This is a genomic window from Kolteria novifilia, assembly GCA_007748055.1.
Classification (GTDB): domain Bacteria; phylum Planctomycetota; class Planctomycetia; order Kolteriales; family Kolteriaceae; genus Kolteria; species Kolteria novifilia.
In genome coordinates this window covers 1,703,777-1,718,097 of sequence record CP036279.1, presented here as the reverse complement: position 1 = coordinate 1,718,097, position 14,321 = coordinate 1,703,777, and the positions used below count along the sequence as shown (strand labels likewise).

The window sequence follows — 14,321 nt, the reverse complement described above, 5'->3', positions numbered from 1 at the left end:
CGATGCTCCCCTCACGGACGTTTCGCGACTAGAGGAGGTCCTCGTCCTCGGCGAACAGGCTATCGAGTAGACCGACGTTGCTCGGCAACACGGCCGCTTCGGCGACGCTCTCATCGACCCAGTGGCCGGCGACAGCGGCCAACACCTCTCCACTCGGAGCATCGACCGACAGGCGCAGCCGATTGATCGAGGTCGCATCCCGGTTGAGCACGAACTGGTTGGTGACCTCGTGATGAACGCCGGCTTCGTCGACGCCATCGCCATTGAAGTCACCGACGACCGGAAGCGCCGTGCCGCCTCCTTCGTTGAAGAAATCCCAGATCGCCTCGTCGCGACGGTAGTACGCGTCCCAACTGAAGTCCCGAACGTCCGACGCGTTGACAATGAAGCGGTTCATGTCACCGACGAGTCGCATGACGCCGATCTGGGCGTAGGCGACGCCGGGCATGAAGCGACCGACGACCGGGGTATCAGGTCTCGCCTGCCCCAGGTCGCGGGCCTGGTCGATGGTCAAGCCATAGGTCACCGAGGTATCGGTCTCCATCCCGTCCCACGCGGCGTTTTCGTTCAGATCGAAGGAAAAGGACGCGTACGCTCCGCGGTAGACGATGAACTGGGCGATCCCGTTGCCGTCGATGTCCTCGGCCATCGGCTTGTCCCCCGCGATGCCGAAGAGGGCCGCGGCGCGGTTCTGCGTGGCGTTGAAGGCGGTCACGTCGCTGGTGTTGACAATCCACACCATGATGCCGTCGGCGTTGATAAAGGTACCGGCGGCATTGGTCTTGCCATCGCCCGTGAAGTCGGCGAAAACGATCTCGTCGAACTCCGCGACCTCGGTGATCCCGGCGTCGATCGGTCGGAACTCGATCAGGGCCACCGGGCTGGTGGAGAAATCGTCGGGCGGCGACTGGAAGGCTGTCGTCAGCTTGCCGACCCCTCGCTGGAGAAGCCCGACCCCCTCCTGGGTCACCACCGTGGGCGGATTGACGGGCGGCGAGACCGGAGGAACTACCGGGGGAACCACCGGAGGAGGCGACACCGGCGTCGGCGGAGGTGTCGGCAGGGCGATCTCCACCAACTCCGAGTTCAACGGAGCACTCGTCGCCCGATTGCCGAACGCGTCGACGACATCGCTTGACACCTCGATGCCGAACTCACCCGACTGGAAGACCCGAATGTCGACTTCGAAGGTTCGGCCACCATCGGGGGTGGAAACGCCCAGGATCTCGCTGCCTCCTCCCGTGATCGTGAAGCTCGCTGCCGTCACGTCCACCACCTGGCGATCGAATCTCACTTCGAACGCGATGTCGGCGTACGCGGAATTCTCCGTCAGGATGCCCGTCGGAATGACGTTCTGAATCACCAGCGGTCGTCGATCGACGCGAACCGCCGGCGATGGGGTGGTGGGCTGAAGCTCGTTGCCGGCAACGTCCTGGATGTTGTTGTCGCCGTTCATCGTTATCTGGACGGCGCCAATGGCTCCCTCGGGAATCATGACGACGATCGTGTAGGAGTTCGGTCCCGACACTGTTACTTCAGCGATGTCGGCACCTTCGGCCCCATCCCCGAAGAGCAGGAAGTCGTTGGCGTCGACATTGAGCACCTGCCCCACGCTGTCGTTGAAGGTCACCTCGAAGGCGATCGTCGCGGCGTTGGTCAGCGACGGCGTTTGAATTCCCACGGCGAAGCTCGCCACCAAGCCGGTCGTGTCGACCTCCACCGGATTGCTCGGACTTCCAGGGACAGCGACGTTGCCGACCGCGTCGCGGACCGCGTTGGGCAGGATCTGCAGTCGCATCTCTCCCACTTGGTTGTCGCCGGCCGACACTTGCACGTTGAAGAGTCCCGCGCCGATCGGAGTGACCGAGAGCACGCTGCCTCGCAACGATCCCGTGGTGAGGACCTGAAGGGCCTCGGCGGTCAAGACCTCCACGTCCGCCGGTAGTCCGAGCTCTTGGAAGGCGACCGTAAAGGTGATGATGTTGGCGTTCGTCAACGCGGGACCGTCGGGCAGGATCGTCACCGTCGGCGCGATCGTGTCGACCTCGAATCCGACTTGCGAGAAACCAAGCTCGTTGGTGAGGATCACCCCGTTACCCGACGGGGTCGCGATGTCCGCGTCGCCGGCCAAGACGATGGTGACGCTTCCCTTGCCCTCCAGTCCCGTAATCGTCAGCGAGTAGTTCTGGCCGGCTCCCGAGAGGACGGCCTCGTCGTAAGTCACGCCATTGCTCAGGATGACGAAGTCGTCTAGATCGACGTTCTCCAGCGGTTGCCGCTCGGTCGATAGCTGAACGACAACCGTCCCGGCATTGGTGGGAAGGTCGCCCATCTGTTGACCATTGACAAAGGGAACGCCGACGAGATCGACGAGTTGGTTGTCCACCACGATCGGCGTCGACGGTTGCGCCTGAGCCGCGTCGAGCGGATTGCCCGCTTCGTCGTGGATCACCGCGTTCGGATCGATCCGGACGCTCAACTCCCCGTTGCCGGCGATTCCCCCGACGACGATGAGGTAGGCGTGACCGTCTACCGAAAGAGCCGCCAGATCGAAGTCGAGGTCATCCTGGTCGAAGGGCAAGTCGAGCCCGAGGTCGTCGAGTTCGAAGTCGGCGTCCGCCGGAAGTTGGACCACGGAGAGCAACTGACCCGAGAGCGGCTGACTAGAGCCGAGCAGCGACTCCAAGACGAGTTCGAACGAGCTTCGATCGACCCCTTCCACCGGCTCGTCGAAGACCGCGGTGAAAACCGCGAGGCTCGAGTTGCTCGGGTTGTCGAAGGGATAGATCGAGAAGAGGCTCTCCAACTCGGGAGCCGCCGAATCGACGGTGAACTCGCCAGACGCCGCCGGCTGGAAAGCGAGTCGATTTCCTGCCAAGTCCACGATCGGGGTGGCGGCCATTAGGTTGATCGCCAAGCCGAGCCGGCCATTGCCGGTAACATTGTCGACCGCGAGGATCCACTGCGTCGCCGAGATCCTCGTCGCCTGCCCGATCGTTCCGCCCACGCCGTTGGCGTCGAGTAGGAAGTTGCTCGCGAAGTCCTCCGGAATGATATCCCCGATCTCTTGGTCGAAGTTGAGCTGAAAGATCACCGTGCCCGGCGTCGGAGTCAACGCGGGGGAGATCAGTTCGGGTCCGAGCGGCTCGATCGAGACCACGGGAGCGGTTCGGTTGACGATGAAGACCTGATTCGCGGTCAAGCCACCGAGTTCGTTTCCGAACCGGTCGGCCAACTCGTCGCTGACGAGCAGCTCGACGACCCCTTGATCCAGGGCTTGAACGGTCACGTGGTAGGTCAGCACCTCCCCGCCGGGAACGTCGGGAACACCGACCACTTCTTCAACAATCCCATCCGCGAAGACGCCGAGCAGATCCTCCCTCACGTCGAAGTCCGATAGCGTCAGCGTGCTCGACAGAGGCTTCGTGAACCGAACCGCGAACGTCAGTCGCGACTCGTCAGTCAGCTCGCCGCTCGGATCCATCCGCGTCACGCTGTAGAGCGGTGCCACCTGATCGACAACGATCGTCGTGGTTTGCGACGGCGGCGAGTTGATGTCGAGCGCCACATCGAGTTCGTTGACGATGTCGTTGGCGATGCTCGGCACCACCTCGAGAATCCCATCGGCCGCGCCCGTTCCGTCCGCGGCGGCGATACCGCTGACGGTGACGATCCAGTTCACTCCAGCCGTCCCGACGGGGTCCGCGAAAACCTCGATGGAGGCCGCGGAAATGTCGCCCACCAAGTTCAACGCGAAGTCGTTGGCGTCGACGTTGACGACCGGCTGCGTGAACGTGACGTGGAAGGTCAACTCGTCGGCGTTGGTCGCGGCGATGCTGGGCTCCGGAGCAATGAGGACCGCCGGGGCGACGGTGTCGATCTCGTAGATCGCGACCGAGCCGACGCTTCCTTCGAAGGCGTTGCCCGCCGCGTCAAAGATGTCGCCGACAACTTCGAGCCCCAGTGTCCCATCACCACCGGCGTGGACGAGCACGCGGTACTGATCCGTCCCCGCGATTCGACTCACCGACTCGATGCGGGAGTTGGCATGAGCCGCGGCCGACCCGGTCAGTCCAAAGTCCGTGGGAGCGAGCGGCACCTCGGCAAGATCGCCCGTGTTCGGATCGACTTCGTGTCCGAAGACCGCTTGGTCGAAGCTCACGATGAACTCGAGCTGCGTGCGGGCCGTCTCACTCGGAACGGGCACTCCGGTAACGGGATGCGGAGCCCTCGTGATTGACGTGACGGCGGGAGCGACGTGGTCGATCACGTAATCGAGCGATTGCCCGATCGTCGTCCAGCGGTTGCCCTGGACATCCCGTAGCTCGGTGGTGGGACTCGGGATCAATCCGAGCCGTCCCTCGGGAACACCATCCACATCGACGACCACGGAGACTAGCAGCGGGTTGTTGGGGTCGACCGCGACCTGTTGGATCGCGGCCCCTGCCACCGGCACCGACTGCCCATCGACCATGAGGGTCAATGCGAAGTCGCCGACCGTCGGCGGGTATTGGCCGAACTCCATCTGCTGCGCGAAGGTGACCCAGAACGTCACGCTCGATTGGTTGGTGACTTGCGGGTCGGCCAACGCGACATTGGCCGAGACCGGATTGTTGTTGGCCGTGTCCACGTTGACGGTCTGCAACGTGATGTCGCTGGTGGGAGCGACGAACGCGATCCCATTGAGGTCGACGATCCCGTCCGCTTCGCTCTGGAGCAGCTCCGCGACCACCGGCCCCTCTTGACCGGTCGGAATCGGGACGGTCAGCTCCCACGTGCCCGAGGCTGGCTCGGCTCCGCCGACGTCGCCGACCGGCAGGACCGTCGCGTTGGCGACGATCGACCCGTCCGGCAATTCGACCTGGAACATGTCGGGCGTGAGGCCCGTGACGACCTTCGAGAAGTTGAGCGTGTAGGTGACCGTTCCCGTCCCGGTGGCGGGATCGTGAACAAAGACACCCTGGGACGCGACCAACTCCGGGGGCGTCTCGTCGTTGATGGCGATTGACTCGCCGACGGGGAAGGTCCCGCCGTAGCTGTACGGATTGGAGACTTGATCGACGATCGTCGCCTCGGCACTCGTTTCAACGATGGACAGGTTCAGTGTCCCGGCAGCCCCTTGGACAAGATCCACCACGACCGTCCAAGTTTGGTTGGTGCTGCCGGCCGCCTCGAGGACGGAAATGGAGGTTGCGTCGACCGGCGTCCCATCGAACTCCACCGTGAAGTCGTCCTCGCCGAAGCCTGACACAGCCTCGCTGAAGATGATCGTGAACCGCGCCTCTTCGCCACTGACCTGCACCGGGTTGATCTCTTCGATGACTGGCGCGACGGTATCGACCGACTGCGTTCCAAGGTCGCCCATGGCGTGATCGAGCGCGAGACTGCTAGCGTTCACCACCAGACTCGGATCGACGAGGACGAGATCGACATCTCCCTCCTCACCGGCGGGAACCGTCGCGGAGATCGTCCAGACGGTCGCGCGTTGCGTTTGGGGCTGATTCGTGTTCGTTACGGAAAGGCCGTCCAACGGGTTCCCATCCGGACCGCGAATCACCACGGCGGCCGCGGGAAGCTCGACCGGTTCGTTGAAGGTCACGGTGAAGCTGACGGTCGCTGGTTCGGGCGATGCGGAGAAATCGCTTTCCACCAAGTCGATCGTTGGAGCTCCATCGAGCGACTTCGTGGCGATCGGGTTCCCCGTGGTCGCGCTGATCGGAATGCCCGCGCCGTTGGCGACATCGGCGATGACCTGGTCGGCTTGTTCGAGATTCAGTCGACCTTGGAACGGACTCCCCGCCGTGGCGGCCGCTTGCGCCGCCGCCAGGTCCGCGGGAGTCAACGTCTTGGTGATCGTCCATGTCGTCGACAGGTTGCCGATCGGGGTACCATAGTCGGCGTCGTTCAACGGGTCATCGTTCACGACCGTCGTTCCATCAGCTCCGACGACCTCGATCGCGAGAGCGGCGGCGTCCGTGATCACGACGGCGGTGTCGAACACGACGGTGTAGGTGATTTCACCCGTCACCGGATCGTAGGTACTGGACGTGTTGGTGATCGTCGGAGCTTGGGCCAGTGTCTGCGACGCGACCGGATTGACCAGGTTCGTCGGATCCAACGGAACGGCCGCGGCGGTGATCCCCGACGCATCGGCGATCAGCAAGTTGGCGGTCTGCCCGAAGAGCGACTGCCCATTGGGTGTGTTGGACACGGTTCCGCTAACGGTCCACGTCTGGCTCCCGTTCCCCACCCCGGGGGTCAGGTTGACGTTGGTCAGATCTTCAGCGGCGCCACCGGCACTTCGGACCCTGATGGTGAAGACATTCGCGTCCAGAATCGTCACGTCGGTATCGAAGGTAACGTCGAAGCTGACTGTTTGCGTCGCTGGATCGAACGAGGAGGTCGCGGTATCGAACGTCGGCGCGGCGATGAGCGTGCGCTGTCCCAGGACGATCGCGGGATCACCCGGTTCCCCAATGGGTGTCTGGCTGTCGGTGGCGACGACCGCGGTCACGTCGTCGAGCTGGAGCGCGACGTAGTTCGTCGCGTCCCGCAGATTCCCTGGAACGGTCCAAGTGATCGTGACCTCGTTCGACGCTGTCCCAATCGAGGGCGTGAAGTCTCCCGCATTCGGTGTCGACGATTGGAGCTCGACATCCGATGAGTTATGGACGACGAGGGAGAACGCGGCGGGATCCGTGATCTCGACTTCCTCGTTGAACAGGGCCGTGAAGGAGAGTTCGCCGGTCGCCGGATCATAGGTGCTCGAGCTCTGAGTGAGTTGGGGAGCCGACCCGACGTTGAGCATCAAACTGGCGAGTTCGAGGTTCGGCGAGACGCCGGTGAGCGTCTGGGCATTGTCTCCAATGTCCGCAATGAGAGTCGGGTTGGTGAGGACCAGCGTGACCGGGCCATCGGGCTGACCCGCAGTGGAACGGCGAATCCGCCAGCGGGTGCCGTCAGCGATGACGGGATCGAGCTCGGCAGTCGCGGGGAGGATGGCTCCGGTATCGCCGAACCTAACGCCAAAGGCGCCCGATCCCACGAGAACGGGCCGATCAAACTCGACAACGTAGACCGCTTCGAGGTCACCGTACCCCTCGACATCGACCAGTTCCGCGGAGACGGGACCGGCGAGCGTGGGATTGCCTGAGACCAAACGCGTGGGATCGGGGAGACCGGCGACCGTGACTCCGTCGGCCGTCATGAACGAACCGCTAAACGCGAGGTTCACGCTGTCGCCATCGCTGAAGCCCTCGGGGAGGAGGACATCGACTACCCACGTTGAGGCGAAGACGCCTGACGCCGTCGGGGTTCCACTCGCGGTCGTGATCTCCACGTCCCCGGCGGGAATGGCCACCGTTGTTCCATCGACGACGACTTCGATCATCGCATTGGTGGACGGGAAGGAAACTAGCGTGTTGAACTCGACGATGAATCGAGCGACGCTCTCAGTCTCCTCGGCGGTCGTCGACGCCACGGGCACGAAGGCGAACGATTGTATCGCTTGCGGCTCGTCCTCGATCTCGCGTTCGCCAATGGTCGCGACGACCGCGGTCAGCCTCGCGGCGGCGTTCGGCGCGACGCGAATCGTCGTCTCTTGCGTAAAACCGTTGGGCAACGCGATCCCCGGGTCGGAGGTGATGGCACCGTCGTTCGGTTCGAATCGTAGGGAGAAGCTCTCCCGTTGGGCAACGGGAACATTCGCCAGATCGAGGGTCACCAGGTAGGCCTGGCCCACTCGGAAGGCGATCGGATTGGCCGCATCGACCCCGACGACCGAGACGCGATCGTCACTGGGAACGAAGAACTCGATTCTACCTTCCAGTCCTTCCACCGGTTGGTCAAAGACCATGATCGCCGTGACGATCGGGCCCGTCTGCTCACTGGTCGAGGGCCCGAAGAACTCCAAGACCGGCGTTCGGTTGTTAATCGCGAAGAACCCGACATCTTCCGGCGTGGGCACGAAGACGTTGCCCTCGCCATCCGTGACTTCCAGATCGCCGGCAAGGAAGATTGGTAGCACCAGTTCGCTCTCGGCCGGAAGCGTCACGTCGGCCGTGTAGGTGAACGTGCTGGACGATCCCGCTACTGGGGAGAGGTTCACATTGGAGACGTTAACATCCGCTGGAAAGGCGACGGTGAAGTCGTTCAGGTCGAAACCAACGACCTGTTCGCTGAAGGTGAAAGTCGCCGAGATCTGCCCCGTCGTGGCTCCCGTCGCGGAAAAGGTGGTGTCGATCGACTCAAGAGTCGGGGCCTCGCCGATGATGGTGTCGACGAAGTGCATCCCCATTTCCGTCTCGGGAAGCACCCCTGAGAGAGTGAGGCCCATCGGATTGGTAATCGCCAAGAGATTGGAGAGCGTCAGGGTCACCGGCCCCCGAATGCCGATCGGAACCGTCGTCCGGACAATGATCTCCGCGTCCCCGATCTGTCCAGCATCACCCTCGGCGAAAACGGCCGAGAAGGACTCCGGGGGGAGAAGCTGTCCATCGGGCATGCGGATCTCGAAAGCGCCGCTGTTGATGGTCAGGCCACTACCTTCCGCGGGAATGGTGAAGGTCAGCTCTCGCGTCGTTTCGTCGAAGCTTGTCCGCGCGAACGAAATTGCGCTCTCGCGAACAATGGTCGGCCCCGCGAGGTGCAGAGCAATCGTCTTGGATTCGGGGAGCGGCTGGTTGTCGACGTCCGTGATCCCCGCCGCCTCGAAGGCCACCTCGACCCGGTTTGGACGGGAGACACTACTCGGCAACGGAACCGTGACCTGGTAGACGTTGTCGATGAGGCCGGCGCTCATGGCCTGTTCGATGCTTGGATCGATGCCCACCGGGACCACGACACCGTCGAAGTAGATCGTCAGATCACTCGTGTCGAACGTGACGGGCTCGGAGAAGGCGACCCCGATACTGACGTACTCCTCGGTCGTTCCGTTCTCAACGTTCGATTCGAGATTCGCCGTGAGGAGGAGGATCTCCGGGGGCATGTCCTCGGGGATGAGCGTGACGACGGTCGTGGCTTCGGCGACGACCAGGGCGATATCCCGTTCATCGACAATGTCGCCGTCGACGTCGTTGAAGATCAACTCGAAAGTTTCGCCGCCGTAGGAGGAGTCCGCGGCCAGTCGGACCAAGTAGCCGGCACTCGCGGTTGAAGAGGGGGAGTCACCCTTGGCATTGAATGGGACAACGCTGAAGACGCGAACCGCGTCGGTTCCCCCGATGGAGAAGTCGTCGACCTCCACGCCGCTGACCGGGACCGAGAAGTTGATCAGGGCGAGTCCCGAGTCGACCGACTGGCGGGGAAGGATTGGGCCAAACGACTCGATCGTGGGGGGGGCGACATCCGCTTCGATCGCGGCCACGGTGATCTCGGACGACGGTGACGACGAGCCGTCGAGGTCCGTGCCCGCGGTGTCATTGACATGCGACAGCGCGAACAGCGCGTCGTAGACGACGGTATACGTGACGTCTTGATCCAGGTCCGCACGGTCGGCTCGGAACTTGTACGTCCATCGCTTGGCTCCCCGCTTGCCGGAGCCATCGGAATCGAGCGCCGCGAAGGCTTCCGCCAACTCGACTTCCGCCACGTCGGAAGAACCGTCGCTCCGAGTCACCTGCAGGTCGTCCGCATAGAGCCCGTCGACCTCCTCATTGAAGTAAACGTCGACGATCACTTCGTCGTTGGGAGCGTCGTAGAAGGTCTGAACGTCCACCGCCTGGGGCGCGGTCCGATCGACTCGGAAGTGACGTAGGACCTGATCGGTCTCTGGAAACAGGACAAGGCCATCGCCAGAAGTCGCACTACCCTCGAGCAGCACGACATCGTACTCCCCGTCACTGAGTGTGTCCGTGGGGAGCTGAACCCTCTTCGTGGTGAAACCGTTGACAGAGGCAGAATCCATGACATCGAATGCATTCGCGACGACATTGCCCTGGGCATCGCGAATCTCGAAATCACCCGGATCAAATAGGGCACCTGGCGGTTCGGCCACTCCGAGATGGAGTTCATAGGCGGATGAATTCGTAATGACATCTGGGAGTCGATTGGCGTTCGTGGGGTCGTCGAGGACGAACGCGAGTGGCTCTAGGAGTTCCGGAGAACCGCTATCAAAGACGGCAAGGGTCGTCGACTCGGAGATGCTCGTCGGATTCCCCGCGAGATCCTCAAGGGACGCAAGGGCACTGCTGGCTCTAAGTTCAAGACGGCTAAGAGCGGGTACAGCGATACCCGAGAGCGTGAGCCCGGTCGGCGTCTGGTTGACCGCTGCCGAGGCGGTGACGTCGTTACCGTTAACCAGGATTTGGAAGAGGCCGACTTCCTCCTGGAGCGTGACGAGGTCGAGGCTCTGCTCCGCGTGCGTCAGGATGTGTAACGTGACCGTCGAGTTGGCGGCGTCGTAAATCGGGTAGGCTTCGATCGAGGGCGGAACCACATCGAGGTAGATGCGGTGCAGTAGCGCCGAATCGTTGAGCGTCCCCTCGAGATCCGCGACACTTCCCGCCTTGAGGCGGAGCTGGTAGAGGCCTTGCTCCAAGCCGGAGAAGGATTCCCCCGATGGGAGCGTGAAGTCATAGGCCATCTCTATCTCAGTCGGCCCGCCGTCTGTAGACGAGTTGGTGATCGTTCCCCCCACGCTCTGGCCATCGGGCCCAATCAGTTCTAGCTCCGTGCCGTCAATCTCGGTGGCGTTGAGACCAGCGGCGGCGGAGTAACGCACCGAGAAGGCGAACGTCGTCGAATCGCTCATCGAGGCGTCGATCACCTCGGGAGCGTCAACGATCTCGGCAGTGATGGGAAGCTCCGGTAGCGGCGCCTCGAGGGTGAGACTCACGCTAGAGGAAACACCTGCATCGAGATCGAGTGCCGCGGGCGGCACCAAGGTCGATGCCACATTGTTGTCAATATCAAACGCGATCGAGAGTTCGCCTTGGAGGTCGCTTTCCAAGAAGATCACAACGAGAAAGGCGTTGTCGCCAACCGCCGAATCGCCATCCGCCGGAGAAACCTCGACGGGCAAGAAGGGATGGGAGTACGCGACACCGTCGATGGTCACCGAGAGGTCGTCGGCATCGAAGTTCACCACGTCCCGATTGAAGGAAATGGTCGCGAGGACGAGATCGCCCGGGACACCAAACTCCGTGCCGTCGAAGAGGGCCGCGTCGAAACGCGTCAACTTGGGAGCATCGGTATCAGCGCCGACGATCACTACAGCGGGTTCCGGAGGAAACACCGCGCTGTTGCCGTAGAAGTCGACGATGTCTTGCGAGAAGCTGGGCACGAGAGCGACGGCGTCGCCCGACCCAACGGCGTCAACGTCGACCAGGATGATGAACTCGTAGGATCCAGACGTGTTCGCGAGCGGATCGACACTGAAAACGATCGCCTCCGGAGGTGTCGGGGCGAAATCCTCCACGCCAATCGAATCGGGGTTGATCGGCTCGTCGAACGAGATCCGGAACTCGATCAACCGAGGCGATTGTCCATCGGGCGTGAAAGGAACTTGCTCCGGGGAGGTTCCCTCGAAGGCGACAACCCGCGGTGGCGTCGTGTCGGCCTCGCTCACCGCGGGGACGACGACCGGTCGAATCTCTTCTTCGCCCAGGAGAACGTTGCCCGCGTTGTCTCGAATGGTGACGCCTTCCTCCGGCGGCGTGAACCGCACGTCGAACGGTTGGTCTTCGTCGGTCTGCTCGACGATCCACATCACCCGGACCCGGCGCGAGCCGGGAATGCCGTTGAGATCGGGGTCGTCCCTCTCACCAAGGGCTTCGATCGTGGCCAGCATGGGAGGAAGCCCCAGATCGCCCCCACCTTGTCCACCGTCAGTCGTGGTCGACTCGAGAATGAACTGCTCCCCAACCACGTCGACCACGTCCTTGCTGAACGTCACGTCGGCGACGACGCGACCTTGGTTGGCGTCGTAGAAGACCTCCATGTCCTCGACCACGGGAGCGGTTCGATCGAGTGTGAACTGACCAAGCACCATCTCCGCGATGGGGAAAGATGTTTCTCCACCGATCGTGAACGCATCTTGAACGAGCACGATCTCGTAGTCACCGTCGGCCATCCCCGCGATACTCGGGGCGATGTTGAACGCAACCGTTATCGAGGCGGCATCGTCGGACGGTTTCGCCACGGTGATGCCCGCGTCGACCAGTGTCCCATCATCAACGCGGCGGGCGACAAGATCCGATTCGGTGATCGAATCGACATCGATCGGCGTTTGATCTCCACTCTCCAGGTGAATCGTGACGGAGAACGGATCGTCGTTGGTCAGCGCATCGATGGGGGCGTCAAGATAGATCGCCGGCTGATTCGCCAAGAATGAGAACGTCGCGAGGGTCGAGTCGGCCTCATTGGTCACGGGATTACCAAGTCGATCGGCTAAGCCGTCATCGCCCGGGGTGTACCGAAGCGGCACCGTCGTGTCCGTCGTCGGGAGGAGCGGATCGTTGAGAGTGATCCGGACCCCTCCTCCCTCTAGAGGTTCGGTCGAGAAGGGGAGCTCTCCGAGGGAGAAGTTCCCCAGGACGTTCAGGTCAAGCTCGGGGTCCCCGTCGGCATGGACGTGAAAGCTGAGCTGTCCCACAACGGGCTCGTAGAACGCTTCGGCCCGGAGTGTCGGGGCGACGGTGTCGACCGCGAACTGCCCGAGTTCCTGCGGGCGCATGATCGCTCCCGCACGGTCTTGGACAAAGCCGCCGTCGATCCGAAGGGTGTAGACACCCTGGAGTTGATCGGCCCACGTGTCGGTGTCACCGAAGGGGAAGGAATAGACCACGCGGGCAAGGTTCGGTGACAGGATCTCCGGGGACGCGCCGCCGGCGGCCACTTTGGTCCCGTCCGGGGTGACGAGGATCGCGGCTTCGGGACGATCGACCCCACCCTCAACGAACCCGGCCGGGGAGTAGTACAGCACGCTCTGTTGGAACTGGTTTTCGACTCCACGGGTGGCGTTGATGTCTTCCAAGCGACCGTCGACGACCGCGACGACTTGCTCGGTACCAACTCGGGGGGACTCAACCGTCGCCAATTCCGCCGGGTCGGGCACGCTCGTCGGATTGCCGACGCCGTCCTGGAGAAGCGATCCGTTGAGAAGGTACAAGTGGAACGCGTTGGAAGCTGGTGAGGAAGCCACGTCGGGCACCGAAATGACGTCGGCCGTCTCGCTCGCCGCATGGAAGGTGAAGGGAATGTCTTCGCCTTGAGCGTCGCGGACGACGAAGACGCTCTCGGGCGCCCCCGCGATGGTGGCGGGTTCGTCATAGTCGACGAGAAAGTGCACATTGCCGGCCAGATCGACAAACGTTTGTACCCCGACAATCCCCGGCGCTTCGGTGTCGACGCGGAAGGAGTCGATGGCGATCTGTTCGCCGTTCGACACGCCATCGTTGTCTTGAACAGTTCCCCCATTCAAGTCGATGGCGAATTCACCCTGGAACTGCTGCCACGCTCCCGCCCCCTGGGTGCCGTCAAGATCCACGGTGTAGGTCGCGACAACACTTTGGGGGTCGGAGTTGTCGGGCTGTCCGACCGAGATCGTGGCGCCCGAAATGTCGACGCCGGAGAGACTTCGGACGGCAATGTCGGCGTCATCAATCGTGTCCCCGTCGATCGGAGCCGCGTCGCTCGTGTATCGCACGGAAACGGTGAACTCCGCTTCCTGGTCGGCTTGGGCGGCGGTCACGTCCGCGAGCGCGACGGACTGCAACTGACCGGTGACGGCCGGCGTCCAACGATCCTCGAGGGCCTCGAGAAGGAGATCACGCTTGGAGCGGTTGGTCCAACGACGAACCTTCTCAATGGCGGGCAGGATACAAAAGGGCAGGATCATGGTCTTCTCCCAGGCTTAAGTCGATAGAGTGAACCTTGTGGCTCAGCGTCAACATCAAGTGACTCAAGACGCGCGGTTGGTACGTACCTTCGACGCCAGCCTCTCCCAGTTCTCTCCGAGCGAGGCGCATCGCGCACGGAATGTGTTCCCTCGATCCACCTCTCGCCGTCCAGTGACGAAACGGACACAAGTTCGGAGCGATCGGACCGAAAACGTCAGACCTTCACGAAGTGATCACAATCGATTGCCCAACCTGGAGGGTGGTGACGCTAAGTCATGGATCGAAAAGGAGTAGGGAGAGAGCGGCGAGAAGGGCGTTGTAGGCGACTAAATAAAGAATCGTTCAAAATCGAACAGCGCTGTTGTATGCCCTCCAACCATGGTTAGTTTGTTGATGGCGTACGTGACTCATTTACCGGTCAACGGGTCGCCGCTTGAGACGACTCCGTCAACCCGACGGCATAGCCGTTGGATCCCCACCCAG

1 protein-coding gene is annotated in these 14,321 nt (G+C 62.5%); it reads right to left on the bottom strand.

Features of this window, described 5'->3' with window-relative positions; genetic code table 11:
• Positions 1–28: 28 nt before the first annotated feature.
• A complete protein-coding gene (locus Pan216_RS06310) occupies positions 29–13,837 on the bottom strand; it encodes a hypothetical protein (RefSeq protein ID WP_145256363.1) in 13,809 nt (4,602 codons plus the stop codon).
• Between the last annotated feature and the right edge of the window lie 484 nt (positions 13,838–14,321).